The 25,930-nt window shown below is 38.6% G+C and carries 22 protein-coding genes and 3 tRNA genes; 11 read left to right on the plus strand and 14 right to left on the minus strand.

Annotation, left to right across the window (positions count from 1 at the left end):
- The first annotated feature begins 268 nt into the window (after positions 1-268).
- Positions 269-937 carry a class I SAM-dependent methyltransferase gene (locus ACZ5QH_RS05530; protein ID WP_004819654.1) on the plus strand — a complete coding sequence of 223 codons (669 nt, stop codon included), beginning with the start codon at positions 269-271 and terminating at the stop codon, positions 935-937.
- Positions 938-975: 38 nt separating this feature from the next.
- On the opposite strand, the gene ACZ5QH_RS05535 is transcribed toward ACZ5QH_RS05530, so the two are convergent.
- Together ACZ5QH_RS05535 and ACZ5QH_RS05540 are read right to left on the minus strand one after the other, a co-directional pair.
- Positions 976-1,401 carry a hypothetical protein gene (locus tag ACZ5QH_RS05535; protein ID WP_004722461.1) on the minus strand — a complete coding sequence of 142 codons (426 nt, stop codon included), beginning with the start codon at positions 1,399-1,401 and terminating at the stop codon, positions 976-978.
- A gap of 146 nt (positions 1,402-1,547) precedes the next feature.
- A complete protein-coding gene (locus ACZ5QH_RS05540; RefSeq protein ID WP_034617278.1) occupies positions 1,548-2,867 on the minus strand; it encodes an MFS transporter in 1,320 nt (439 codons plus the stop codon).
- A gap of 458 nt (positions 2,868-3,325) precedes the next feature.
- Here ACZ5QH_RS05540 and ACZ5QH_RS05545 point away from each other — a divergent pair, with 458 nt between their 5' ends.
- Both ACZ5QH_RS05545 and glpD read left to right on the plus strand, forming a co-directional pair.
- A complete protein-coding gene (locus tag ACZ5QH_RS05545; protein WP_303577698.1) occupies positions 3,326-4,081 on the plus strand; it encodes a DeoR/GlpR family DNA-binding transcription regulator in 756 nt (251 codons plus the stop codon).
- Positions 4,082-4,247: 166 nt separating this feature from the next.
- Positions 4,248-5,777, plus strand: coding sequence for a glycerol-3-phosphate dehydrogenase (glpD, locus tag ACZ5QH_RS05550; RefSeq protein WP_303577699.1), 1,530 nt, complete (start codon positions 4,248-4,250; stop codon positions 5,775-5,777).
- 37 nt (positions 5,778-5,814) lie between these two features.
- Here glpD and ACZ5QH_RS05555 read toward each other — a convergent pair whose 3' ends face one another.
- From ACZ5QH_RS05555 to ACZ5QH_RS05565, 3 genes are all read right to left on the minus strand, one after another.
- The gene (locus ACZ5QH_RS05555) at positions 5,815-6,525 is read right to left on the minus strand and encodes a hypothetical protein (protein WP_303577700.1); all 711 of its coding nucleotides are present in this window, start codon (positions 6,523-6,525) and stop codon (positions 5,815-5,817) included.
- 75 nt (positions 6,526-6,600) lie between these two features.
- The gene (locus ACZ5QH_RS05560; protein ID WP_004819661.1) at positions 6,601-7,479 is read right to left on the minus strand and encodes an ATP-grasp fold amidoligase family protein; all 879 of its coding nucleotides are present in this window, start codon (positions 7,477-7,479) and stop codon (positions 6,601-6,603) included.
- Positions 7,480-7,674: 195 nt separating this feature from the next.
- Positions 7,675-9,507: a phosphoenolpyruvate carboxykinase (GTP) gene (locus tag ACZ5QH_RS05565; protein WP_303577701.1), complete on the minus strand. Its 1,833-nt coding sequence runs from the start codon at positions 9,505-9,507 to the stop codon at positions 7,675-7,677.
- Positions 9,508-9,914: 407 nt separating this feature from the next.
- On the opposite strand from ACZ5QH_RS05565, the gene ACZ5QH_RS05570 reads away from it, so the two are divergent.
- The 5 genes from ACZ5QH_RS05570 to ACZ5QH_RS05590 all read left to right on the plus strand — a co-directional run bounded on the left by ACZ5QH_RS05570 (position 9,915) and on the right by ACZ5QH_RS05590 (position 14,289).
- The gene (locus ACZ5QH_RS05570) at positions 9,915-10,853 is read left to right on the plus strand and encodes a diacylglycerol/lipid kinase family protein (protein ID WP_004819665.1); all 939 of its coding nucleotides are present in this window, start codon (positions 9,915-9,917) and stop codon (positions 10,851-10,853) included.
- Positions 10,834-11,622, plus strand: coding sequence for a metallophosphoesterase family protein (locus tag ACZ5QH_RS05575; RefSeq protein ID WP_004819668.1), 789 nt, complete (start codon positions 10,834-10,836; stop codon positions 11,620-11,622). Before ACZ5QH_RS05570 ends, ACZ5QH_RS05575 begins: the two co-directional genes overlap by 20 nt.
- A gap of 172 nt (positions 11,623-11,794) precedes the next feature.
- A complete protein-coding gene (locus tag ACZ5QH_RS05580; RefSeq protein WP_004722444.1) occupies positions 11,795-12,085 on the plus strand; it encodes a co-chaperone GroES in 291 nt (96 codons plus the stop codon).
- A gap of 78 nt (positions 12,086-12,163) precedes the next feature.
- Entirely contained in the window at positions 12,164-13,798 is a 1,635-nt protein-coding gene (groL, locus tag ACZ5QH_RS05585) for a chaperonin GroEL (RefSeq protein WP_004819670.1), read from the plus strand.
- A gap of 152 nt (positions 13,799-13,950) precedes the next feature.
- Positions 13,951-14,289: a hypothetical protein gene (locus ACZ5QH_RS05590; protein ID WP_034617293.1), complete on the plus strand. Its 339-nt coding sequence runs from the start codon at positions 13,951-13,953 to the stop codon at positions 14,287-14,289.
- Positions 14,290-14,500: 211 nt separating this feature from the next.
- On the opposite strand, the gene ACZ5QH_RS05595 is transcribed toward ACZ5QH_RS05590, so the two are convergent.
- Together ACZ5QH_RS05595 and ACZ5QH_RS05600 are read right to left on the minus strand one after the other, a co-directional pair.
- Entirely contained in the window at positions 14,501-14,875 is a 375-nt protein-coding gene (locus ACZ5QH_RS05595; protein ID WP_004819673.1) for a diacylglycerol kinase, read from the minus strand.
- A gap of 140 nt (positions 14,876-15,015) precedes the next feature.
- Complete coding sequence (locus tag ACZ5QH_RS05600) at positions 15,016-16,164, minus strand: glycerophosphodiester phosphodiesterase (RefSeq protein ID WP_239046233.1); 1,149 nt, start codon at positions 16,162-16,164, stop codon at positions 15,016-15,018.
- A 273-nt stretch (positions 16,165-16,437) separates the two neighbouring features.
- On the opposite strand from ACZ5QH_RS05600, the gene ACZ5QH_RS05605 reads away from it, so the two are divergent.
- Positions 16,438-19,536, plus strand: coding sequence for a multidrug efflux RND transporter permease subunit (locus ACZ5QH_RS05605; RefSeq protein ID WP_303577702.1), 3,099 nt, complete (start codon positions 16,438-16,440; stop codon positions 19,534-19,536).
- 167 nt (positions 19,537-19,703) lie between these two features.
- Entirely contained in the window at positions 19,704-21,041 is a 1,338-nt protein-coding gene (gene mgtE / locus ACZ5QH_RS05610; RefSeq protein ID WP_303577703.1) for a magnesium transporter, read from the plus strand.
- Between the two features lie 46 nt (positions 21,042-21,087).
- On the opposite strand, the gene ACZ5QH_RS05615 is transcribed toward mgtE, so the two are convergent.
- The 6 genes from ACZ5QH_RS05615 to ACZ5QH_RS05640 form a co-directional block, all read right to left on the minus strand.
- Entirely contained in the window at positions 21,088-21,537 is a 450-nt protein-coding gene (locus ACZ5QH_RS05615; RefSeq protein ID WP_096733454.1) for a DUF2726 domain-containing protein, read from the minus strand.
- A 62-nt stretch (positions 21,538-21,599) separates the two neighbouring features.
- Positions 21,600-21,675 (minus strand) — tRNA-Asn (locus ACZ5QH_RS05620).
- Positions 21,676-21,916: 241 nt separating this feature from the next.
- Positions 21,917-21,992 (minus strand) — tRNA-Asn (locus ACZ5QH_RS05625).
- A 5-nt stretch (positions 21,993-21,997) separates the two neighbouring features.
- A tRNA-Asn gene (locus tag ACZ5QH_RS05630) sits at positions 21,998-22,073 on the minus strand.
- A 360-nt stretch (positions 22,074-22,433) separates the two neighbouring features.
- Positions 22,434-23,060, minus strand: a complete 627-nt coding sequence (locus ACZ5QH_RS05635; protein ID WP_004722425.1) for a superoxide dismutase — start codon at positions 23,058-23,060, stop codon at positions 22,434-22,436.
- Between the two features lie 220 nt (positions 23,061-23,280).
- Positions 23,281-24,039 (minus strand): Nif3-like dinuclear metal center hexameric protein, encoded by a 759-nt coding sequence (locus ACZ5QH_RS05640; protein ID WP_303577704.1) that lies wholly within the window; start codon positions 24,037-24,039, stop codon positions 23,281-23,283.
- Between the two features lie 171 nt (positions 24,040-24,210).
- On the opposite strand from ACZ5QH_RS05640, the gene ACZ5QH_RS05645 reads away from it, so the two are divergent.
- Positions 24,211-25,386, plus strand: a complete 1,176-nt coding sequence (locus ACZ5QH_RS05645; RefSeq protein WP_004722420.1) for a S1C family serine protease — start codon at positions 24,211-24,213, stop codon at positions 25,384-25,386.
- 86 nt (positions 25,387-25,472) lie between these two features.
- On the opposite strand, the gene ACZ5QH_RS05650 is transcribed toward ACZ5QH_RS05645, so the two are convergent.
- Positions 25,473-25,799 carry an EF-hand domain-containing protein gene (locus tag ACZ5QH_RS05650; RefSeq protein WP_303577705.1) on the minus strand — a complete coding sequence of 109 codons (327 nt, stop codon included), beginning with the start codon at positions 25,797-25,799 and terminating at the stop codon, positions 25,473-25,475.
- Between the last annotated feature and the right edge of the window lie 131 nt (positions 25,800-25,930).

Here is a 25,930-nt window from a genome sequence, read left to right on the forward strand (position 1 = left end):
TGGGCACAGTGAAAGCCATGCATTCACTGTGTTCAAATCTAGCCTACATTTACACAGCAATGTTTATTTTCAGTAAAAGTAGGCAATATTGTCATTAGTTTAATGGTCATTGGCTTAACGCGTTTAAGATCTACTTTTAAGTAGCTGTATCTGAGACTTAACAAGAAGTATCGTCTCGAACCTTAGCACATGATGTTACTGTCTATCGAATATGAGGAAGAAGCTGTATTTCCTCAATATCAAAATAATAATTTTGGTCATATTTTGCATGAGCTGTACTTATCAATTTCCTAAAGCCCCACAACATTTACTTGATGCTTTGCATGAAGTAATTCCTCAATGCGAATTATTGGCGCAGCAGTTGCCTGAAAGCCCAATTTCGTTATGGTTGATTCCACCAGTTTTTCCAACAGATCGTTTGGATGATGAGGTGATTCGCCGTATTTGGAATGATACACCGTATTGGATTTTTTGCTGGGCTTCTGGTTTAGCAATGGCACAATGGCTGATTGCAGAACCACAGCATGTAAAAGATAAAGTGGTGCTGGATTTTGGTGCTGGATCCGGTGTGGTTGCAATTGCAGCCAAAATGGCAGGTGCAAAACGTGTCATCTGTTGTGATATCGACCCGATAAGTTTGGATGCTTGTCGTGAAAATGCTTTGCTCAATGATGTTGAGCTTGAGTATCTAGATGATTTATATAAAGCCGAACAGGTTGATGTCTTATTAGCAGCAGATGTTTTATATGATCAATCTAACCGGTTCTTCTTGGATGAGTTTTTAAAATTTGCACCAGAAGTATGGGTGGCAGATAGTAGAGTGAAAAACTTTAGTCATCCAAATTACCAAAAATTGGATGAACGAAGTGCAACCACTTGGCCTGATTTAGATGAAGCCAAAGAATTTAGAAATGTGAGTTTTTATAAGACGCTATGACAGCGTCTTATTTTATTCTGCGATACACATAGCTAAAATCAAGAACAGGTATAACGTACCACATGTAAAGTGCTTGGGCGGGTATCTAAGGCTTGGCGTGTTGCATAATCTTCACTGTTATTTAGACTTGGCGTGTTGGAAAGCCCAAAAGATGTACGGCTATGTCCAAGTTGAACGCCAGCCTGATCTTTTGCTGTTTGCGGGTTGATAATTTCATTGGTACTTAATACAGAAATTTTATAGTTTTTGTTTGCACCCAATACTTTTTGACATGCGCGCTGTAATTTATCCGCATCCAAATCACGATCTGCACGACCTGAAAGGGTATACGCAAGGGTTGCACTATCTGCTGTTTGATTTTCAATTTGATAACCGGTTACGCCATTGTATTGACGAGGGGTTGTTTGACATGCAGATAAAGCTAAAACGATTAATCCTAAACCTGCATAAGTGATTTTTTTCATCTTTTAAAGTCCTAGCTTTTTGAATTATTTTTAGTATGCCATAGCTTTGCAATTTTCACGATAAGTGAATTGCTTAAATAAAACAGCTTTTTCATGTGAATAAAAAAGCTGTTTTAAATGAATTAGATTGCAAAGTTTATTTTGAATTAATCATCCGTAATCAGGCTATGTTTTTTCGTATCTTTCATAAACACATAGGTGATTAGAGATAAACCGATCATAAAGGTAATGTAATAGAAGAAATAGTTTTCATGACCGGCATTTTTAAAGCTTAGTGCAACTAATTCAGCCGTACCGCCAAATACAGTGTTGGCAAGTGCATAAGGTAAGGCTACACCTAAAGCGCGAATATGCGGTGGAAATAATTCAGCTTTTACAACCGCATTAATGGCTGTATATCCAGTCACAATGACCATACCACTCATACATAAGAAGAAAGCCGTTTTAGGGTCCGTTGTCGAGCCTAAACCATTGAAAATAGGAATGGTAAATAGCACACCGAGTACACCAAAAGTGATCATAATCGGTTTACGACCAATTTTGTCTGAAAGTGCACCGACTGCAGGTTGAATCAACATAAAAATAAAGATTGCGGCTGTGGTAATTTCAGTTGCGGTGGTTTTTTCAAAACCCGAAGTGTTGACTAAGTATTTTTGTAAATAAGTCGTAAATGTATTGAAGGCTAAGGTACCGCCTGCTGTTAGCATAATGACTGTAAATGCTTGTTTAGGATACTTGGTGAATAAGGCCAAAGCACCAGATGTTTCACCGCCATTTTTAGCTTGTTGTTGTGCTTGTTTAGATGATTCTGTTTCAACCAGACCACGACGAATCCAGAACACAACAATTGCAAGTAATGCACCGATAAAGAAAGGAACACGCCATCCCCATGCATGTAAGGCATCTTCAGAAAGATTATGTTGCAGGATAATCAGTACACAGAGTGCCAGTAATTGACCTGAAATCAGGGTGACATATTGGAAACTTGAGAAAAATCCGCGGTGATTTTTACCTGCCATTTCAGTTAAATAGGTGGCACTAGAGCCATACTCACCACCAACACTTAAACCTTGTAATAAGCGCGCAAATAAAAGCAGTGCAGGAGCAAACATTCCGACTGAATCATAAGATGGCGCACAAGCAATGATTAATGAGCCAACACACATCAATGAAACAGAAAGTGTTAAACCCGCTTTACGACCTTTACGGTCAGCATAAACGCCCATGATCCATGCGCCGATCGGACGCATTAAAAAGCCTAAAGCAAAAACTGCAGCAGCTTGGAGAAGTTTGACCGTTTCATTACCTTCTGGAAAGAACACAGGGGCAAAATAGAGGGTAAATGCGGCATAGACATACCAATCATACCATTCGACTAAATTACCAGCTGAACCACCAAGTATAGATTTGAAACGAGTTTTTCTATCAAGTTGCGAAGTGGCAACTTGAGGAGATGAATTGGACAAGGCAATTCTCCAAAAGAATATGCAAAATACAGCCTGTTTAACTTTCATTTTGGATGAAAATCAAAGCAGAAAAATCAAACAGAGAGAATTTAAGTCAGTATGACGAGGGAGATACAAATAATTACAATGCTCGTTATACGCTTGAATGAAAGCAGACCTTATTAGACTTTGGTCTTAGCTGTGTTGAGGGTTTATTGTTGATCTAGAATGAGAAATTCTAGAAATAAATGAATAATTTTTTTAAAACAGCTATTTAATTTGAAATATTTTATAAATTATAAGAATTTAGCTTAAAGTTAAAGCATGTTTGCTTGCATCTAAATGTATGAAATGTGCACAATTTAATAAGCTGAGTTGGGAGACTTTAAAAATTTAATCTAGTCGTAAGCTAAGCAGTCATGCTATTTATAGCAGCTAAATGTTCATTTTTGAAAATAAAACAATAAGGTTTCACATCTATGGACTTGATGATTCGACAACAGCAAACATTAGCATTGGTTAAGGCTCGGGGCTACGTCAGTATTGATGAGATTGCACAGCATTTTGCAGTTACCCCACAAACTGTACGGCGGGATATCAATCAATTGGCCGATGCCGGACTATTACGTCGTTATCATGGTGGCGCTGCGATAGACTCAAGCGTCACCAATACCGCATATAGTCAACGGATCAGCCATAATTTAGCGGAAAAACAGCGCATTGCAACAGCCGTTGCAAACTCAGTTCCAGACCATGCATCGTTATTTATCAATATTGGTACAACAACCGAAGCTATTGCGCATGCTTTATTGCAACATCGCGGTTTAAAAGTGATCACCAATAATTTAAATGTGGCGAAAATTTTGAGTATGAATGATGATTTTGAAGTACTGATTGCCAGCGGAAAAGTGCGCCCTGATGGCGGTGTGATAGGACAAGCCACCTCTGAATTTTTTAAACAGTTTAAAGTTGATTATGCCCTGATTGGTATCAGTGGGATTGATGAAGATGGAACGATGCTCGATTTCGATTTTCAAGAAGTGTCTGTCTCGCAAGAAATTATTTTAGGTGCTCGGCAGGTATTTTTAGCAGCAGATGAGAGCAAGTTTGGTCGTCATGCAATGATGCGCTTAGGCCATCTTTCTGAAATAGATCGGCTTTTTACAAATAAAGTGCCCACTGAAAATTATTTAAAACAAATTCATGCAGCAGAAGTGGCTTTAACTGTGGTTTAGGCTAATTTTAAAACCCATAGTGAAAATATGATAAACGTGAAATTGATCATTTTTTGATAGACATTGATTAAAAAACTATCTATTATTTTCTTAAATGAAAACAAACGAAAATATATTTTCAAAAATGATTGTGAATATATGCAAATGATCAAAGGTGGTGGCGTTTATGACACAAATCAATGAGCAACAAACTTATTATGATATTGCTGTAATTGGTGGTGGAATAAATGGTGTCGGTATTGCCAATGATGCTGCTGGGCGTGGTTTATCTGTATTTTTGTGTGAAAAAGATGATTTAGCCAGCCATACCTCATCTGCAAGCAGTAAGTTGATCCATGGTGGTCTACGTTATTTGGAACATAAAGAATTTCGTTTAGTGCGAGAAGCCTTAGCTGAGCGAGAAGTCTTACTGGCAAAAGCACCACATATCATTCGTCCTATGCGTTTTATCATGCCACATCAACCTCATTTGCGTCCTGCTTGGCTGATTCGTACGGGGCTATTTTTATATGATCATTTGGGCAAAAGAGAGAAGCTTGCAGGTTCACATTTGGTTGAATTTGATCCTGATACTAGCCCACTAAAAACAGAGATCACACGCGGATTTGAATACTCAGATTGTGCTGTAGATGATTCACGCTTAGTCGTTTTAAATGCGATGCAAGCACGTGAAAAAAATGCCACTGTGGTTACGCAAACACGCTGTATTTCAGCACAGCGTGAACATGGTTTATGGAATATCCAGTTTGAAAATGAGCAGGGCGTTTATCACATACAAGCGAAGGTTTTGGTCAATGCTGCGGGGCCTTGGGTTGCACAATTTATTAAGCAAGAGCTTCAGTTAAAATCGCAATATGGAATTCGCCTCATTCAAGGCAGTCATATTATTGTGCCGAAAATATATGACGGTGATAAAGCCTTTATTATGCAAAATGATGATCAACGTATCGTGTTTGCAATTCCTTATCTCAATCAATACACCATGATTGGTACAACTGATCGTGAATATTTAGCAGATCCGAATAATGTTGAAATTAGTCAGCAAGAGATTGATTATCTGCTTGATGTATCCAATGATCATTTTAAAGTGCAACTGACTCAAGCCGATATTATTCAGACATTCTCAGGGGTGCGCCCATTGTGTGATGATGAGTCTGATAATCCAGCCGCAATCACCCGTGACTATACTTTGGCTTTATCGCAAGATCATGAAAATGATGCACCCTTACTTTCTGTGTTTGGTGGCAAGTTAACCACTTATCGACGCTTGGCTGAATCTGCCATGGAGCATTTGCAGAAGTTCTTCCCTAACGCTGGGAAAGCTTGGACTGAAAAATCCTTACTGCCGGGTGCTGAGAATTTAGTTTCAATTGATGGATTGGTTTTAGAAATTCAAAATAAAATCAAAGGGCTTGATCATGAAACTGCAAGCCGTTGGGCACATGCCTATGGAACTTATACATGGAAATTTTTAAATCATTCGACATCTGTTCATGAACTTGGTCAAGATTTTGGCCATGGTTTATATGCCCAAGAGGTCGATTATTTGGTTGACCAAGAGTGGGCGATCACCAGTCAGGATATTTTAAAGCGCCGTAGCAAGTTATATTTAAAATTTACCGAAGCTGAAATTCAAGCATTGGATGAATATTTGCTTGAATTGCATGAACGCCGCTTACAGAAAGATGTTGCCTAAGCAAAAGTGGAAAATATATAGCTTTGCACAAGGTACGTTATGACCAATCAAAGGTATATAAAACGCGTCGGGTTTCAGGTTGGTAGTACATTAAAATCCAATCTGCCCCATGTGAACAATATTCCCAGCCAGCAACAGCTGCAATAAAATAATAACGCCTGCCATCACGGTCATAAATATGAACTTCTTGATCATCACGGTCTGCGTTGATGTAGCGTAAATCAAAATGTTCATCAATTGGATAAGTCCAGTTTCCACCGCCACATTCACCCCCTAATTGGTCAAGTAGGGTTGTTGCAGAATCATTTTGATATTCAATGCGTGATGTTGAAATGACTTTTCCAGTTTCGGCAAAGCGCTGTTTAAGCTGCAAGTAATCTTCATGCATTTCTTTATGATGGGTTTTTAGATCGGCCTCGCAATCAGGATTCTCTAAAGCAAAATATCTGTTGTTTGCTAACCATTCATATTGATTTTGTTGATTTAATTGCATAATAAACCAATTTTCATTGGCAAATGCATCAGAAAATTCTGTGGTATCACTTCCGATATAGCATTCATAAGGTTCAATCGGATTGAGCAAATGAATTTTTCCTTGCCATGCTGGATTGATTGCCGATAAATCAATTGAAATAAGTAGAAGTAAATGTTGAGCTAGAAATAGACTTGAAGGGGCGAAGACAACTTCGTGGTCAGGTAACAGGGTTAGATAAGGTTGAGTTGTGGTAATGTTTTTAATTGCTGTCATTGCGCTTATTTTTAGATATTGAATGATTGCATTAAATCACAAAAAAGACCGAACGCGTCGGTCTTTTTGCTTGGCTTAGTCAGTCAGCCATAAAGCGCCTAACTTTTCATCCCACTCACTTGGGGTGATGACCATACGACCTGCATTGGGGGTTAAGGTAATCTCACTAAAGAAAACATCGTCTTGAGATAATAAGAAATCGATTCGGCTATAACCATATTTAAAACAAAGATCTTCTGACAACTGAAGCATTTTATTTAATTTTTGCGGTCGTGCTAAACAGCTTGGCGTATTGCTTTTTAGATCAACGGTAAAGGGTTGCAGCACCCAAGATGTGTCATACATATTTGAATAATCCACGCCTTGGCTGTCTTGTACATCAACTTCAATATATCGAGGCTGACCTTCAAAACAATGAACACGGCATGTTGTAATGGTCAGCTTATTGTCTTGATCAACAAACAAATCAATATGTTGTTCGGCCAAAATTAGAGGAACAATATCTTTGTAATGCCATTCTCGTTTTCTAAAATACATATTTTGTTTAAGGTGGTGATTGAGTTTGTGCTGCGCTTTTTTGATATCAAATTGCGCTTTATCATTACAGACAATCGCACTGCCGCTGTCATGATTGCATTTTAAAACAAACTTGTTAGGAAGTTGATTAAAGTCAATTTCCTCAAAGCACTTATATACACCAATCAGTGGAACAAAATGGGAACAACAAATTTTCTCTGCAAGCATTTCGCGTACAGCAAATTTATCTGCTAATTTTGTATGTAAAGGTGCTCTTTCATAGATCATTCTGGCGGTGACTTTTTCATTGAAACTTTTAGGCTGATCAAAGTTCGGGGTATAACCCAATTTAGCAATAAATCTTTTGGTGAGATAACGTCTATCTGAGACAAATTTGGCTCTAATAACTTTTGCCGAATAAATAATATTTTCTAACATGATTAAAAAAAATCAATAAAATAAAGTAATGTTTGAATTATAGAGAAAATATGAATTTTGTACATGGAAACAGTAATCATTTGTATTTTTATTACATAATTGTAATGGATACCAAAGCAATAAAGTGAACTGTATCACACTAAGTAAAAAAGACCGCTATGTAGCGGTCTTTTTGTATGTCTTAATTTTTAGCGATTAAGCAGATTTTTTAACAGCCTCTAAAAGCTCATTTTGACGAGTTTTAAGTGCAGCTGGTAAGCGCTCACCAAGTTTATCAAATAACTCAGTGTGGCTCTCAATCTCTTTGATCCATTGATCTTTGTTTTGAGAAGTCACAAGATTAAATTGATCTTTAGTGAAGTCAGAACCTGTCCAGTTCAATTGCTCATAAGTTGGAACAAAACCAATCGGTGTTTCCACTGCTTCAGCACGACCTTCACAACGGTCAATGATCCACTCAAGCACACGCATGTTTTGACCAAAACCAGGCCATACAAAGTTGCCTTCAGCATCGCGACGGAACCAGTTTACGTTATAAATGCCAGGAAGTTTATTGCCTGCAGCTTTCGCTTTAGCACCAACTTCTTCACCCATTTCTAACCAATGAGAGAAGTAGTCAGCCATGTTGTAGCCAGCAAATGGAAGCATTGCAAATGGGTCACGGCGTACAACACCTTGTTGACCTACTGCAGCTGCAGTCGTTTCAGAACCCATTGTTGCTGCTTTATAAACACCATCAACCCAGTCAAAAGCTTCTGAGATTAAAGGTACTGTATCTGCACGACGACCACCGAAGATGAACGCAGAAATTGGTACGCCAGCTGGATTTTCCCAGTCAGCATCAATAGAAGGGCATTGACCCGCTGCAACGGTGAAACGCGCATTTGGATGTGCTGCTTTTTCACCAGCAACATGCGGTTGGCCTTTCCAGTTGGTCAAGTTAGCAGGCGCTTCTTTGGTTAAACCTTCCCACCATACGTCGCCATCTTCTGTTACAGCAACGTTTGTATAGATAACATCTTTGTGAAGTGTCGCCATACAGTTTAGATTTGTTTTGATGTTTGTACCAGGTGCGACACCAAAGAAACCAGCTTCAGGGTTGATTGCATATAAGCGACCATCTTCACCTGGTTTGATCCAAGCAATATCGTCACCTACAGTTTCAATTTTCCAACCTTCATAACCTGCTGGTGGAATCAACATCGCAAAGTTGGTTTTACCACATGCAGATGGGAATGCTGCTGCAATATAGTGTTTCTCACCTTGTGGATTGGTCACACCAAGGATCAACATGTGTTCAGCTAACCAGCCTTGTTGACGACCCATAGATGATGCAATACGTAAAGCAAGGCATTTTTTACCCAATAATGCGTTACCGCCGTATCCTGAACCGTAAGACCAGATCTCACGCGTTTCTGGATAATGCACGATATATTTTTCTGGGTTACAAGGCCATGCAACATCTTTTTGACCTTCAGCCAGCGGCGCGCCAACAGTATGTACGCAAGGAACATAGTCGCCATCAGTGCCTAGTACGTCATAAACAGCTTTACCCATACGAGCCATTTTACGCATACTTACAGCAACATAAGGAGAATCTGTAATTTCGATACCGATGTGAGCAATGTGAGAACCTAATGGACCCATAGAGAATGGAACCACGTACATGGTACGTCCTTGCATTGCGCCATCAAACAAACCGTTAAGGCGAGTACGCATCTCAGCAGGAGCTTCCCAGTTGTTTGTCGCACCAGCATCTTCTTGTTTTTCAGAGCAGATGTATGTACGACCTTCAACACGCGCTACGTCAGACGGATCAGAATTCGCTAAATAAGAACCAGGATGTTTTTCTTGGTTCAACGCTTGCATAGTGCCGTTAGCGATCATCAAGTCGATATAACGTTGATTCTCTTCTTCGCTTCCGTCACACCATTCAATTTTTGCAGGTTTAGTTAATTTAGCAATTTCTTCAACCCATGCAATGAGCTTGGGATGACGAACGAATTCTGGTGCGTTCACTTGGGTCATGGTGAGGCCTATCTAAAATATGTACAATTTTGTGTACAAATAATAATCTGAATGAAGGGATACTACATTCAAATTTAAGTATGAAAAAAAGTGGTGGTATTAAAACATATATTCATAAAAAAAATAAGACTAAAGGCTTAAAAGATACCAATGCTCGAATTTTTACTAAGTGTTTGATTTGTATTATCTAACATGGATTATTGTTTGATTTTTATTGGTATTTTTAAATAGAATGTAGGGTATTTTAATTGTAAATAATAATAGTTTACAATAAGTTGAAATTATAAGATTTACTAAATTAATTATTGATTTAATAAATGGGCATAATTCGAATTTTACATAAAGGTGCTTTTATTTGTTTAGAAAATCGACGAAATTAGTGCAAATACTTCAAAATAATCAAGCTTATGGACACAGAACTCAAGCCTCTTTCAATGATTTACAATGAAAAGTCAGGTTTTCATGCCAATCAAAAAGATGATATTTATGAAAAACTCATGACCATCTGGACCTCACATGGTTTTGAAATTCAAGTTTTTGATATTGGTTCAGAGCCTGATATAAAAACCCTGATGCAAAAAATCTTTCAACGTCATGCACAATACTCAGATTGTGGTGTCATTGTTGCTGCAGGTGGTGATGGTACGTTGAATGCAGTCGCCTCGCAAATGTTAAAGCAAAAAATTCCTATGGGAATACTACCTTTGGGTACTTTTAATTATGTGGCGCGTGTTCTACATATCCCTTTGAATATTTTAGAGGCAGCCAATGTGATTGCCACAGGGGAGCCGCGTGCCTCACATGTGGCCTGTATCAATGATCAAATTTATTTAAATAATGCCAGTTTAGGTTTGTATCCTTTGTTTATTAAAAAACGCGAAGAATATAATCGTCGGTTTGGACGCTTTCCTTTAAATGCTTATACGTCAGGTTTAGATGTACTGATTCGTGATCGTAAAGAACTCAAATTAGAGATTGAAGTAGATGGGCAAAAGTATCCTGTAAAAACACCGCTGATTTTTTTTGGTAATAATCAACTGCAATTAAAAGAATTAAATTTAAAAATTTCGAAATGTGCAGAGGTGGGGGAAATTGCCGGTGTGGTGATCGCCAAAGGAGATAAAGCCACTTTATTTAAAACCTTGTTTCAAACCATTCGTGGAAAATTGGAAAACGCTTCAGATGTGTATAGTTTTGGTGCACAAAAAGTCATTGTCTATTCAAAAAAGCCTAAACTGACCGTTGCTGTCGATGGAGAAATTGTTTCAATGACGACCCCGTTAACCTTACACGTAGAAAAAAATGCTTTAAAAATTATGGTGCCGCATGTTATTGCATCTGTCTGATCTACATTTTGGTACTGAGCGTCCAGAGTGTATACGGGCGATTCAAAAGTTTTGTGCTGTGCATAAACCAGAAGTGGTTGTGGTGAGCGGTGATTTAACTCAACGTGCTAAATTTAAAGAATTCTATGCATGTAAGCAGTTTTTAGAATCACTAAACATCCCTTATTTTGTGGTGCCCGGCAACCATGATATTCCTTTGTATCATGTCTGGAATCGTGCCTTTAGACCATTTGGCTTATATCAACTGTTCTTTGGCAGTTTAGAACGCAGCTTATTTACAGAGCATTTTTATTTAATTGGCATGAACAGTATTCGTCGCCGTTATCACACACGCGGACATATTTCTTTTGAGCAAATTCAAAATGTAAATCAGTTGTTGGCCAATGCACCGAAAAATAAATTAAAAATAATCGTTAGTCATCAACCTTTTTATACCTCTAATGAAGACCATCACTTAAAAGATTGTCCAGCTTTAGGGCAGTTTGCCATTAAAGAATGGGGACAACATCAACTGTATGCTTTATTGCATGGTCATTTACATTTAGTTGCGGTCTATGATCTGAATCAAGCCTTTGCGCTAAATTTAAAGCAACCAGTTTATGAGGTTCATGCGGGTACAGCAGTTTCTCGACGTTTGCATAAAAATATACCCAACAGCTTTAATGTGATTCATCAAGATGGTGGCTTTGAACATTATTTTTTTGATGAACAATTACAGGAATTTATTGCCAAAACTGCGATAAAAAATTCTGAATTAGACATGATTTGATACAAAAGAAGAAAAAACATACAAATTAAATAAATTTTTTTTCGTTTTCCCCTTGAAGCGTTTATTTCCATCCCCACAAATGTGACATACAAATATTTTGTCGATGACCTAGGAATAAGAAGTCATCTTCGCTGAGTAATCAATGACATTTTAAATGTCTATGGAGTTAGAAATGAGCAAGATTCGTCCTTTACATGACAACGTTGTGATCCGCCGTGTTGAAAAAGAAACTAAAACAGCAGGTGGTTTGATTTTAAGTACTTCTGCAGCTGAACAACCTGCTCAAGGTGAAATTCTTGCTGTAGGTAATGGCAAAATCACTGATAACGGTGTACGCGCTTTAGACGTTAAAGTTGGCGATAACGTACTGTTTGGTGCTTATGCAGGTACTAAAGTTAAAGTTGATGGTGAAGAACTTCTTGTGATGAAAGAGTCTGACATTTTAGCGGTATTGGAAGGTTAATCTTCTGCCGTTGAGATGAGTTTTCATCCAAACATATTGGTCAAAATTTAAAATTTATAAAGATATCTGGAGTTTAGTATGTCAGCTAAAGACGTAAAATTTGGTGATTCAGCGCGTTCAAAAATGATCGCGGGCGTAAACGTACTTGCAGATGCAGTAAAAGTAACTTTAGGCCCTAAAGGTCGTAATGTGGTTATTGATCGTTCTTTCGGTGCACCGCACATCACTAAAGATGGTGTAACTGTTGCGAAAGAAATTTCTTTAAAAGACAAATTCGAAAACATGGGTGCACAATTGGTTCGTGAAGTTTCTTCAAAAACCAATGATATCGCAGGTGACGGTACAACAACTGCAACTGTACTTGCTCAAGCGATTTTAAATGAAGGGATCAAATCAGTCACTGCGGGTATGAACCCAATGGATTTGAAACGTGGTATCGACCTTGCGGTTAGAGCTGTTGTTGAAAATATCAAAGCAACTGCTAAACCAGCTTCTGATACTAAAGCAATTGAACAAGTCGGTTCGATTTCTGCAAACTCTGATGAAACTGTAGGTAAGTTGATTGCGCAAGCAATGGAACGCGTTGGTAAAGAAGGCGTGATTACCGTTGAAGAAGGTTCAGGCTTTGAAGATGCGCTTGATGTTGTAGAAGGTATGCAGTTTGATCGTGGTTATATCAGCCCGTACTTTGCAAACAAACAAGATACTTTGACTGCTGAACTTGAAAATCCATTCATTCTTCTTGTTGATAAGAAAATTGGTAATATCCGTGAATTGATTACAGTTTTAGAAGCTGTTGCAAAAACAGGTAAACCATTACTCATCATCGCTGAAGATGTTGAGGGTGAAGCACTTGCAACACTGGTTGTAAACAACATGCGCGGTATCATCAAAGTATGTGCGGTTAAAGCACCTGGTTTTGGTGATCGTCGTAAAGCAATGCTTCAAGATATCGCAATCTTGACAGGTGCTACTGTGATTTCTGAAGAAGTGGGCATGTCTTTAGAACAAGCAACACTTCAAGATTTAGGTACTGCACATAAAATCACGATTTCTAAAGAAAATACTGTGATTGTTGATGGTGCTGGTGATGCAAATCAAATTGCTGAACGTGTAACTCAAATTCGTGCTCAAATCGAAGAATCAACATCTGAATACGATAAAGAAAAACTTCAAGAGCGCGTAGCTAAACTCGCTGGCGGTGTTGCTGTAATCAAAATTGGTGCTGCAACTGAAGTTGAAATGAAAGAGAAGAAAGACCGTGTAGACGATGCGCTTCATGCAACGCGTGCTGCGGTTGAAGAAGGTGTTGTTGCAGGTGGTGGTGTTGCGTTGGTACGTGCAGCTAAAGTACTTGACGGTCTTGTTGGTGCAAATGATGACCAAACTGTAGGTGTGAACATCCTTCGTCGTGCGATCGAAGCGCCACTTCGTCAAATCGTGTCTAACGCTGGCGATGAGCCATCAGTTGTGATCAATGCAGTGAAGAGCGGTGAAGGTAACTTTGGTTACAATGCTGCAACTTCACAATATGGCGATATGTTAGAAATGGGTATCCTTGACCCTGCTAAAGTAACGCGTTCTGCACTTGAGCATGCTGCATCTGTTGCTGGTTTGATGTTAACAACTGAATGTATGATTACTGATATCCCAGAAGACAAACCTGCTATGCCTGATATGGGCGGCATGGGTGGTATGGGCGGAATGATGTAATATCGTTTCGATCTCAGATCATAAAAAATCCTCGCTTTATGCGGGGATTTTTTATGCAAGTTGTTTCATCCTTGTCTTTTTGTATATTTTTTATTATGCTTTTGTACTATTCGGTAAATATAAATACAACACGAAAACTGAGGAGAACTAAAATGAAAAGATTAATCTTCATTATTGCAATCAGCCAGATGCTAACAGGATGTTTAAGTATCATGGGACAAAGACTTGAAACAAGAAATGATTTTATGCAGTCTTGGGTGGGGAGTACAGAAGAAAAACTGATCAGTAAATGGGGACCACCGTATAGAAGCTATGAACTCCCAAATGGTGCAAAAATTATTTCATATAATGATGGCTGGAATGCTTGTACAAGGAAATTTATGCTTGAACAAGGTAAGGTCACCAAATGGGGATATAGTAATTGTTCTATGGAGATCAATCGACCTGACAAAATTGACAAGAATATCCCAATTCCAAAACCATCACTTTAATCCATTGTTTACAGAGATAATTTTAAGCTAAAAGTGCGCTGTTCGAGTTAAAAGGTCGTGGTGCTTAGACTGGATTAGTGCAGCAAAGCAAAATTAGGCTGTTATCAATTTTTATGAATTGACATTTTACCTGTGGGGGAATGTCAATATTCGCTCTAATTTTTTAAAAGAATACTTACCTAACAAGATTATTTGATCTAGAAAAAATAACTTATCTAAAAAGAATAATGACCCAAGTAAAGAAAATAATTGCTTGAGCTACGAACTGTGCAGCACTTCCCATATCTTTGGCATTTTTAGACAGTGGATGGCGTTCTAAAGAAACACGATCAACCACAGCTTCTAATGCTGAATTAAACAATTCTACAATGATTGCCAATAAGCACACCGCAATCATCACTGCCTGTTCAACAGAAGAGACATCGACAAAAAATGTAATCGGAATTAAAACGATATTAATCCAAACAATTTGACGGAAAGCCGCTTCATTTTGATATGCAGCTTTAAATCCTGCTAAAGAATAGCCTGTTGCATTGAGAATGCGTTTGAAACCCGTCGTACCCTTAAATGGAGAATAATCACTCATAAATCAAAGCAGCTAAAGTTTTTAAGAAGTGTATTATTCTAAACTTAAATCGGAATTAATTTTAAACAAAAAACACCAAGTTTAGAAAAAATTAAGCAAATGTTTGAATCATTTGCTTATTTGTTTGAAAAAATCAGTTGTTACTTGGTATTTGGATTGGCTTTCCAGTACGCATCCAAAGCTTTGCGGCCTAAACCGGGATCATCGGTAAATACACCATCCACGCCAGCTTTAAAATACATCTCATATTCTTTGTTTGCGCCAGCTTCACAACGCTTGGCTGCATCTGCTTCAGCTGTGCTACATTTTAAATTGTTGGCAAGGAAATTATTTTCAGGACGGAAAGTATATGGATGGACTTTTAAGTTCACTGCATGTGCATCGGTAACGAAAGAAGAGGGTGCAGTATAGCTATCATTAAAAATATACGGTTTCCATGGACCAACACCATCGGCATATTTGGCGACGTCTTTTAAACCTTGTGCTGTGGCCATATCGCCATAAGTGGTTTTAATTCCTTGTGCGACATAATCTGCTGGACTGATTTTCTTATCATCATAAAGCTGAATAATTTTGGCATGCTTTAAGCTCTTATGTGCTGTCAATTGGTCCTTAAAATACTTTAAATTATTGACTTCAAAAGACTGTAGATAAATCGGCGCAATTTCACGGCTATATTGGTACTTTGCCAAAGTCTTCAGCAATGGATCTTCCATGGCTAAATTTAATTTTTGAAAATATGTTGGGTGCTTGGTTTCGATATAGAGCCCAACCACTTTACCGGTTTTTTTATAATTCTTTTCCGCCAGTTCAATAATTTGCTCAAGGGTCGGGATATTCAACTGATCATTGTATTGGGTATTGTTTGGGCGTAACGCTGGAATACGCTCGCGGGCTTTAAGTTGATTTAATTCACTTAAAGTAAAGTCTTCTGTAAACCATCCCGTTAATGATGTCCCATCGATGATTTTTGTTTTCTTGCGATCTGCAAATTGGCTGAATGTGCTGACATTGGTTGTGCCACCAATTTCATTTTCATGACGTGCAACCAATACGCCATCTTTGGTCGATACCAAATCTGGCTCAATAAAATCAGCACCATCATCAATGGCTTTTTGATAACTTTCAAGGGTATGTTCAGGGCGTAAAGCACTTGCCCCTCGGTGACCAACAATAATGATTTTAGGTTCTTTGTATTCTGGTGTGACGTTTTCTGATTTTTTATCGTCATCATTACAAGCGGTTAATAACGCCATAATACTGATCATTAACCCAGTATTTTTAATCATATTTTTCTCAAATTCTTATATGGAAACTGTGCATAGCTTATGTCATTAAATTGACACTGTGATGACATCAAGATGAAAAATTAATGAAATGCTTTTGGTAGATTTATGCCTAGAAGAAAAAAATTCTTCATAGTTTCTTCATATTTAAACTTATCATTCGCTTTTCTGTTATTTTTCCTTGAGTTTTTAGTTTAAGTCACAGAATATCCATATAAAGTCGATTTAATTGCTACAACAACTTTACCTCAATCCTTTGACGCAGAACCTACTCTGATGCTCTCAAAATTTTTTATTCAACGTCCTATTTTTGCCTGTGTACTTGCAATCATTGTCATGGCTTTAGGCGTATTTTCAGTCTTGAATTTACCGATAGAGCGATATCCAGATATTGCTCCGCCAAGGATTACTGTTTCTACAACCTATACAGGCGCAGATGCTGAAACTGTTGAAGAGAGTGTTACTCAGGTTTTAGAGCAGCAAATTAAAGGGATCGACAACCTGCTGTATTTTAGTTCGAGTAGTGACTCATCGGGTCGTGCCAGAATTAGTATCAGTTTTGAAAACGGAACGGATCCAGATACTGCACAAGTCCAAGTACAAAATAGTATTAATGGTGTACTCAACCGCTTACCAGATGATGTACAGCGTCAAGGTGTAACGGTCAATAAATCGCTTGGCGATACCTTTATGGTGGTGGGTTTGTATGATGAAACAGGTAAAAGTAACAATATCGAATTAGGTGACTATTTATCTGACCATATAGAACAAGAAATATCACGGATTGAAGGGATTGGTGAAGTTGATGTCTTCGGTTCTCAATACGCCATGCGAATTTGGCTGAATCCGAATTTACTGCGTCAATATCAATTGATGCCCAGTGATATTCGCACAGCAATAGAAGCACAGAATACACAGGTTGCTGCTGGTGGTGTGGGGGATTTACCTGTAACCGCTGACCAATATTTAAATGCAAAAGTCACCGCTGGTTCACGTTTAAGAACAGTAGACGAATTTAAAAATATTATTGTTAAATCCAATACCGATGGTAGCTATATCTATTTAAAAGATGTGGCGCGTATTGAGTTGGGTGCAGAAAATTATCAGTCGTTTAATACCATTAATGGTTACCCTTCATCGGGCATGGGGATATCTTTATCTTCAGGTGCAAACGCTTTAGCAACCTCTGCATTAATTAAAGCCGAATTGGCAAAGATTTCTGAAAAACTGCCACAAGGCTATAAGATTGTTTATCCACGAGATAACACGCCGTTTGTGCAAGAATCGATTAAAGAGGTGGTCAAAACCTTATTAGAAGCCATCGTATTGGTGGTTCTGGTCATGTTTATTTTCCTACAAAGCTGGCGTGCCACGCTGGTTCCAACCATTACTGTACCAATTGTGATTTTAGGGACCTTTGCGGTACTCAATGTGCTCGGTATGAGTATTAATACATTGACTTTATTTGCCTTGGTGTTGGCAATTGGTCTACTGGTCGATGATGCCATTGTGGTGGTGGAAAATGTCGAACGTTTGATGCATGAGCAGGGCTTAACTGCAAAACAGGCATCTATCGAGTCTATGCAGGAAATGACAGGAGCTTTGATTGGGATTACCGTGGTTTTGACGGCGGTATTTATTCCGATGGCGTTCTTTACAGGTTCGACAGGTGTAATTTATCGTCAATTCTCCATCACCTTAGTAGCGGCAATGGGCTTGTCATTGTTGGTTGCATTGATCTTAACCCCAGCACTCTGTGCCATTATTTTAAAACCCAATCCTAAACCTATGCGTTGGGCTACTTGGTTCAATCTTAAACTCGAAAATCTAAGACAAGGTTATATTCGCCTGATTCAAAAGACCTTAAATTTGAAATGGGTAATTTTGACGATTTTTGTGGCTTTGATTGCTGTATTTTCACTGATCTATCGGGCTTTACCCACCAGTTTTATTCCAAGTGAAGATCAGGGCATGTTGAGTGTACAGTTCCGTTTAGCTGATGGTGCACCGATGTCGAGTAGTCAGGTGGTTGGGGAAAATATTCGAAAATATTTCCTTGAGCATGAAAAACAAAATGTTGATATTGTCTTGATTCGTTATGGACGTAATTTTTCGGGTACAGGGCAAAATCTAGGAACAGGCTTTGTGGCTTTAAAGCATTGGGATGATCGCTCAGGTACACAAAATTCTGCGCAAGCAATTCGTGAACGTGCGACAAAGTATTTTAGTCAAGATCGCAATGCTCGGATTACGGTCAGTTTGCCTGCTTCTGTAAATGGCTTGGGGGATAGTGATAGTTTAGAATTTTGGATTCAGGATATTAACGGTCAAGGACGGAAATATTTAGACCAACAATTCACAACATTGCAGGCACAAGCCAAACAGTTCCAATCCTTTGAAAATCTGGATAAAAAATCTAATCCCGATAAATCTAAGTTAAAAGTTGATGTTAATCAAAAATTGGCATTGGCAAATGGGCTGAGTCAAACCGCGATTAACAATACTTTGTCAGCAGCATGGGGTGGCTCTTATGTAAATGACTTTATTGATCGTGGACGAATTAAACGGGTGATGATGCAGGGCGATGCAGAGTTTCGTTCTAAGCCTGAAGATCTACAAGTATGGACGGTGCGTAATGCACAAAACCAAATGGTGCCATTTAGCAATTTCGCAACAACGCGCTGGGAAGGTGGTCCCGACGTTGTGAATCGTTTCCAAGGTTATACCGCCTTACAAATGGAAGCCAATGCAGCGGCGCATACCAGTTCAGGTCAAGCCATGAAAGATATTCAGACCTTGATTAGTCAACAAGATGGAATTGATGTTGCGTGGAGTGGCTTGTCATTTGAAGAACAAAAATCAAGTAGCCAAGCATGGTTACTGTATTTGATTTCGATCGGCTTTATTTTCCTTTGCCTCGCAGCCTTATATGAAAGTTGGTCGATTCCAACTGCTGTGATTGCAGCAATTCCTTTGGGGATTGGAGGCAATATTATTTTTAGTAAATTGGCAGGTTTTCCAAACGATATTTACTTTCAAATTGCATTGCTGACCACGATTGGTTTGTCGTGTAAAAATGCGATTTTGATTGTTGAGTTTGCGGCACTATCACAGGAAAAAGGTAAAACAGCGATTGCTGCTGCATTAGAAGGCGCAGGGTTGCGGTTACGTCCAATTCTAATGACATCCTTGGCCTTTGGTGCGGGGATTATTCCCTTGGTTGTTGCATTTGGTGCAGGTGCTGCCAGCCGCCAAGAAATAGGGGTAAGCGTATTGGGTGGGGTGATCTTCGGAACAGTTTTAGTTTTGCTGTTTATCCCATTTATGTATGTGCTGGTTCGTTCAATTTTTAAATCAAAAGCACCCTCTGAGTAAGGGTGTTGATTGATGAGCTTCGCTTGCTCAATGTTCTTTGATGAAGATTGAGCAAGCTTCAAATCATATAGAATTTTTAAAATATGTTTCACAACAAAAAACATCTTTATTTTCGTGGGATTGCAGTCCAACATGTGGCAAAAGTTTGATGGAATTTGGATCATCCTATGCAATTTTCTTTGGCACTTGTTTCAGAAATAGAAAAAGCCATTCAAAACCATCAATTTGATCTCATTGAAAAACAATTTGAACAAATCAATGATGCCGATATCGCGAAAATTTTGGCAGATTTATCTTTAAATGAACAGCTGGCATTGGTGGAGTATTTGCCCAATGCTGCTTATATTCTTGAGTTTTTATCACTCGAACAACAACTTAAAATTTCTGAACATTTACCAAAACAGATACTGGTCAATATCATTTCTGAGATGCACTCGGACGATCGTACAGATTTATTTAAGTACTTGCCTTATGCATTACAGCAAGCTATTTATGCCGATTTAAGCCCTGAAATACAACAGCAGATCCAACATTTAGCCAGATATCCAGAAGAGTCTGCTGGTGCAATCATGAGTTCAGATTATGTGACATTGTCACCTGATTTGAACATGACACAAGCCATCAAGCAGATCAGGGCAATTGCCACAGATCGTGAAACGGTCTATTTGATTTATGTGGTCAATGCACAAGGCAAGTTACTCGGGGTTGTGTCCTTGCGTGAAATTATTCTTGCTGAGCCTGAGCAAACCATTGCTGAAGTCATGAGTACGGATTTGATTGTTGGGGACGTTAATGAAGACCAAGAGAGCATTGCAGAGAAGCTGCATTATTATGACTTTATTGCGCTGCCAATTGTTGATGAGCAACAACGCCTTTTAGGTATTGTTACTTATGATGATGCCATGGATGTCGTCACTGAAGAAGCCACAGAAGACTTTTTAAAATCCAGTGCCGTCTCATCGTCTCCTAAAATGAGCATTAAGACAGCACCGATTCATTACCTGTATAAAAAACGGGTATTTTGGTTGGTGATTTTGGTTTTTGGCAGCTTATTGTCTGGATTCGGGATTGCCCATTTTGAAGATATTATTGCAAAGAATATTGTGCTGGTATTCTTTTTACCGCTTTTGGTCGGGAGTGGCGGGAATGCTGGCTCACAATCGGCCACCTTAATGGTACGGGCATTGGCAACGGGTGATGTACATTTAAAAGATTGGATGTATCTGATTGGGCGTGAAAGCTTGGTTGGTTTATGTTTGGGCGGAACAATGGCAATTGCAGTGTCCATTCTTGGTTACTTTAGAGGCGATGCAATGGTCGCTTTGGTGTTAGCTTTAAGTATGATGGGTATTGTATTGATGGGTTGCTTAATTGGGATGAGCCTGCCATTTATATTGAATCGTTTAAAGCTGGATCCAGCAAGTGCTTCGGCACCTTTGGTCACCTCGATTTGTGATGCAACAGGTGTCATCGTTTACTTATGTATTGCATCGATTATTTTATAAGACATGGCTGAATGGTTAGCATTTGGAAATGCTTGGCTGATCATGGTCAATCAGCGATGTCTTTTCTTAAATCTCGACAACTGGGAATATCGGTATAGCGATATACCTGATAACCTGCTTGTTCTAACATCTCGTCACGTTGTGCATCAATATGTTCTTTGCCGAGGTGACTGGGATCATCGAGTTCAATAATAGCAATCACTTCAAGCTGTTTGTCGAGTAGGACAAAGTCGGTCACTTTACGATTGAATTTGGAACGCAATTTAAATTGATTGCAATCAATTAACGCGCTAAACGCGACTTGCGCAAGTACATGATATTGAGGAAAGGCTTCATTTAAACGGAAAAACATTTTCTGTTCAAAAGGGGTGATCACACGTTTTGCATAATAATGTTTATTTCGAAATAAATACTGACCAAAGCAGGCAAGCAATAAAGCAATAGTTGCAATACTGCCAATCAATAAAAATAAAATTTGATGTAAATCGAGAGACATAAGCGATCGGTATCGTATAGACAAGAAAAAACCCACTCAATCATGAGTGGGTTTTTAAAATCTGGCTCTCCAACCTGGGCTCGAACCAGGGACCTGCGGATTAACAGTCCGTCGCTCTACCGACTGAGCTATTGGAGAATCTGGAACGCATTTTAGGGATGAAATGGGAATGGGTCAAGGAAAAATTGTTAAATTCATCATAAAAAAGCATTATTTGCTAAATATTTGATCATTCTGAATAAAAGTAAATCTGAATAAATCAAAGTTGTTTTAAGCGTTCTAAAATTTAGGCGTAAGCCGAAAAGCGCTTAAATCTTTTCTTTATAGAAAATAAAGATATAAAAAAGCCCACTTCATTATGAGTGGGCTTTTTAGAATCTGGCTCTTCCACCTGGGCTCGAACCAGGGACCTGCGGATTAACAGTCCGTCGCTCTACCGACTGAGCTATGGAAGAATAGATGGCTCTCCAACCTGGGCTCGAACCAGGGACCTGCGGATTAACAGTCCGTCGCTCTACCGACTGAGCTATTGGAGAATCTGATGCGCATTTTATGGATGAAAGCCAAAGTGGTCAAGTGAAATGATAAGAAAAAAGGCTTAAATGTTTTTTTATTGTCCGAATTTAAAGAGTTTGTATATATATTGATTATTTTTAAAGTTTTCCAGCTCTTTATTCGAGATCAAATGATTATAAGTGGTTAAATTTTATTGCAGTTGCAGAAGGGTTCATAGGATCTGAATGGCGCTAAGCATCGCATAACTATAAAAGATTTTTATTGAATCTGCTTTTACTGTGTAATTAGGATTGATCATATTCGAATTGAAAAAAATTAAATCGCATAAAAAAGCCATTCTAAAAAGAATGGCCTTTATACAAAAATAAAATGCTGAGATCTTATTTTTCAACACCAGCTTCTTGACCGGCATATTTCGCGTTTGCATAGTCCCAGTTTACAAGGCTTTCTAAGAAAGTCGAAATGTATTTAGGACGAGCATTACGGAAGTCGATGTAATAAGCATGTTCCCAAACGTCAATTGTAAGTACTGCTACTTTGCCATGTGCAAGTGGAGTATCTGCATTTGAAGTTTTAAGAATAGAAAGCTCGCCATTCACTTTATCAGCAACTAACCAAGCCCAACCTGAACCGAATTGAGTTGTTGCAGCAGCAGCGAATTCTTCAGCGAATTTTTCGTAAGAACCGAAAGCTTCATCAATTTTAGCAGCTAAAGCGCCAGTTGCTTTACCGCCACCGTTTTTAGCCATACAGTTCCAGTAGAATGTGTGGTTCCAAACTTGTGCAGCGTTGTTGAATACACCTGCTTTAGAAGCATCGCCAGCAACAGCAACAATGATCTCTTCTAAAGTTTTACCTTCAAGATCAGTACCCTTGATTAAGTTGTTTAAGTTTACAACATAAGTATTGTGGTGCTTGTCATGATGGAATTCTAAAGTTTCTTTGCTGATGTGCGGCGCAAGATCTTCATAGCCGTATGGTAAAGCAGGTAAAGTAATGGTTGTCATGTTTTAAATTCCTTGCATTTAGCTGGGTTTTAACATTAAGTGGCTTTATTGTAATGGATTCTTTCAACAATTGTGCAAGATGTTAAATAACAATACACAATTTATTTCGATTTAATACGTATATAGAAAATCTAAAAAGTACATCGCATTTTTATGGAAAAGTGTCTAATCGGCAGAGCAATATTTGCCAAAAAATACGCTACATTTTTTAGGATAGCGCTTAAATCGGGTTGTTGAGTTCGAAATAACTAGCGTCAATATTGAACTGTTCCGCGATCGCTTGAGCAAGTTGTTGAACACCATAGCGCTCTGTTGCATGGTGACCACATGCATAGTAATGCACATCTAACTCTTTGGCTTCATAAAAAGTACGTTCGCTGACTTCACCTGAAATATAGGCATCACAATTCATCGCTGCCGCTTTGGCTATAAAGTCCTGTGCTCCACCTGTACAGAAGCCGACTTTTTGAATCAATGATTTTTCTGCATTGAGATGGATGGTATCAAAGCCTAATTTTTCAGTGAGAAGGTGTTTAAAATCTTCTGGTGAGATCGGGTTTTTTAAATAACCAATATTACCAATCGGATTGCGTTCGCTTGGGTCTAAAGCTTCAATATTTTCCAGCCCAAGGATTTTGGCAATCATTGCATTATTCCCCAATATTGGATGCGAATCTAAGGGGAGGTGGTATCCAACAAGTGAAATATCATTTTGGATTAATGCTTTGATTCGTTTGCCACGCATACCTGTGATTGGATAGGGTTCGCCTTTCCAAAAATAGCCATGATGAACCAAGAGCAGGTCTGCTTGTTGTGCAATCGCTGCATCAATCGCATCCTGTGACGCCGTGACTGCACACAGGATTTTCTTTACTTCAGATCGTCCTTCGATTTGTAATCCATTGGGTGCGTAATCTTTAAATTCATGTGATTTTAAGGTTTGATCACACCACTGGATGATATCTTTGAGTAAAGCCATGAATAACCTTTATTTAAATGAAGTGTGTTAAGACCATCAAAACATATTTTAAATTGTAACTAAAGCTGAACAAAACTCTTTGTGTTTTTTATGTTTCTTGATTGAATTGCTTTACAATATACAAATTGCTTTTGCATCAACGAATTAAAAAATTCTTAGAGGAATAAAAACGTGCGGCGTTCATTTACTTGGCTCCCTTGGGTTTTACTGATACTGGTTATTATTTGTTTTGTGGTTTGGCAAAAACTTCAACAGCCCAAAGCACCGATTGCTGCTGATGGTGTGAAGATGCCTGCTGAGAAAGTTGAGCCTTTGGTCAATACATCTCGAACGGGTGGTGTGGTGTCCTATAGTGCTGCCGTTAAGGTTGCCGCACCAGCAGTGGTGAATATTTTTACCACTCAAAAAGTAAAACAAAATCATCCATTGCTCAATGATCCTGCGTTTAGAGAGTTCTTTGGAAATCAGATCCCTGAACAAAATCAAAACCAGAATGAAAACAGTTTAGGTTCTGGAGTGATTGTGCGTCCAGATGGTTATATTTTGACAAATAACCATGTGATTGCTCAAGCAGATCAAATCGTTGTTGCCTTGCAAGATGGTCGCCGTGCAGAAGCCACTGTAATCGGAACGGATCCTGATACAGATTTGGCTGTGATCAAGATTGAATTGAAAGAATTACCTGTCTTGCCATTTAAATTGAGTGGCAATGAAGTTGGTGATGTTGTATTGGCAATAGGAAATCCATTTGGTGTCGGGCAAACGGTAACGCAGGGGATTATCTCTGCGACGGGTCGTTCTGATCTCGGTATCAATACTTACGAAGACTTTATTCAGACCGATGCAGCCATTAATCCGGGTAATTCAGGTGGTGCATTGATTGATGTGGCTGGGAATTTGATTGGGGTTAATACTGCAATCTTCTCACAGTCAGGTGGTTCGTTGGGGATTGGCTTTGCCATTCCTGCCAAAATCTGTCAGCAAATTTTAAATTCGATTTTAAAAGATGGCCGTGTGATTCGTGGATGGATGGGCATTAGTTTAGTTCCACCAACGCAAGCGGATGTATTACAACCGCGTCAACCAGGTGTTGTGGTTGCTGATGTATTGAAAAAAGGTCCTGCGGCGGAAGCGGGGATTAAAGTGGGCGATCGTATTGTTAAAGTGAATAATGAAGATATTACTTCAACCTCACATTTAATTAATTATGTTGCGCTCCAAGCACCGAATACCGATATTCAAGTTGAAGTCATCCGTGGCGAACAAACCGTCAATCTCACGGTTAAAGTGGGTGAGCGTAAAGTTCAAAGTGCTGACTCACAATTTATCCCTTTACCACGACGTTAAATATCGCGAAAATTTTAGCCCTGATTCATCAGGGCTTTTTTATGTCTGAGATGAAGGTTTTCCTTAGTTCAAAAGACTATTTAGTGCTAGTGAGGCCAATTGGCACAAGGGTTAGGTAATACATTATAAATTTTGATAATTTCATCGTCTGTGAGTTTTCCATCTTGATTTTCATCTAGATAGTTAAATAATTTAATGTTTTTATCTTTGCCTTGAAACTGCCTGTCATCTGGCCAAGGATAGGGTTCAAAGTCTTTAACCTTTAAAAATTCATTGAGTTCAAAGGTATTATTTTTATTTAAATCATAGGTTTTATGGAATTTCTCCCAGTCTAAAGAAGCTGGATCACAGGCAAAGCTAAAGCTTGAAAGTGCGCTACAACTGAGAATTAGACTATAGATTATTTTATTCATCTGTTTTATCCCATTTTTTTTAATTAGCTTTGATTATAAAGACAAAGTGATTTTAAACGAATGGCTGTATCTCAACAAAACTATTTCCGTCTCGATTTAATCTATTCGACAGAAAATCATCAACATCTACT

This window comes from Acinetobacter sp. Ac8 (assembly GCF_055392545.1).

What these genes read in the sequence shown, in the direction of transcription:
- ACZ5QH_RS05530 (WP_004819654.1), top strand. Translation starts at nt 269, where the DNA reads ATGAGCTGTACTTATCAATTTCCTAAAGCCCCACAACATTTACTTGAT.
- ACZ5QH_RS05535 (WP_004722461.1), bottom strand. Translation starts at nt 1,401, where the DNA reads ATGAAAAAAATCACTTATGCAGGTTTAGGATTAATCGTTTTAGCTTTA.
- ACZ5QH_RS05545 (WP_303577698.1), top strand. Translation starts at nt 3,326, where the DNA reads ATGGACTTGATGATTCGACAACAGCAAACATTAGCATTGGTTAAGGCT.
- glpD (WP_303577699.1), top strand. Translation starts at nt 4,248, where the DNA reads ATGACACAAATCAATGAGCAACAAACTTATTATGATATTGCTGTAATT.
- ACZ5QH_RS05555 (WP_303577700.1), bottom strand. Translation starts at nt 6,525, where the DNA reads ATGACAGCAATTAAAAACATTACCACAACTCAACCTTATCTAACCCTG.
- ACZ5QH_RS05560 (WP_004819661.1), bottom strand. Translation starts at nt 7,479, where the DNA reads ATGTTAGAAAATATTATTTATTCGGCAAAAGTTATTAGAGCCAAATTT.
- ACZ5QH_RS05565 (WP_303577701.1), bottom strand. Translation starts at nt 9,507, where the DNA reads ATGACCCAAGTGAACGCACCAGAATTCGTTCGTCATCCCAAGCTCATT.
- ACZ5QH_RS05570 (WP_004819665.1), top strand. Translation starts at nt 9,915, where the DNA reads ATGGACACAGAACTCAAGCCTCTTTCAATGATTTACAATGAAAAGTCA.
- ACZ5QH_RS05575 (WP_004819668.1), top strand. Translation starts at nt 10,834, where the DNA reads ATGTTATTGCATCTGTCTGATCTACATTTTGGTACTGAGCGTCCAGAG.
- ACZ5QH_RS05580 (WP_004722444.1), top strand. Translation starts at nt 11,795, where the DNA reads ATGAGCAAGATTCGTCCTTTACATGACAACGTTGTGATCCGCCGTGTT.
- groL (WP_004819670.1), top strand. Translation starts at nt 12,164, where the DNA reads ATGTCAGCTAAAGACGTAAAATTTGGTGATTCAGCGCGTTCAAAAATG.
- ACZ5QH_RS05590 (WP_034617293.1), top strand. Translation starts at nt 13,951, where the DNA reads ATGAAAAGATTAATCTTCATTATTGCAATCAGCCAGATGCTAACAGGA.
- ACZ5QH_RS05595 (WP_004819673.1), bottom strand. Translation starts at nt 14,875, where the DNA reads ATGAGTGATTATTCTCCATTTAAGGGTACGACGGGTTTCAAACGCATT.
- ACZ5QH_RS05600 (WP_239046233.1), bottom strand. Translation starts at nt 16,164, where the DNA reads ATGATTAAAAATACTGGGTTAATGATCAGTATTATGGCGTTATTAACC.
- ACZ5QH_RS05605 (WP_303577702.1), top strand. Translation starts at nt 16,438, where the DNA reads ATGCTCTCAAAATTTTTTATTCAACGTCCTATTTTTGCCTGTGTACTT.
- mgtE (WP_303577703.1), top strand. Translation starts at nt 19,704, where the DNA reads ATGCAATTTTCTTTGGCACTTGTTTCAGAAATAGAAAAAGCCATTCAA.
- ACZ5QH_RS05615 (WP_096733454.1), bottom strand. Translation starts at nt 21,537, where the DNA reads ATGTCTCTCGATTTACATCAAATTTTATTTTTATTGATTGGCAGTATT.
- ACZ5QH_RS05635 (WP_004722425.1), bottom strand. Translation starts at nt 23,060, where the DNA reads ATGACAACCATTACTTTACCTGCTTTACCATACGGCTATGAAGATCTT.
- ACZ5QH_RS05640 (WP_303577704.1), bottom strand. Translation starts at nt 24,039, where the DNA reads ATGGCTTTACTCAAAGATATCATCCAGTGGTGTGATCAAACCTTAAAA.
- ACZ5QH_RS05650 (WP_303577705.1), bottom strand. Translation starts at nt 25,799, where the DNA reads ATGAATAAAATAATCTATAGTCTAATTCTCAGTTGTAGCGCACTTTCA.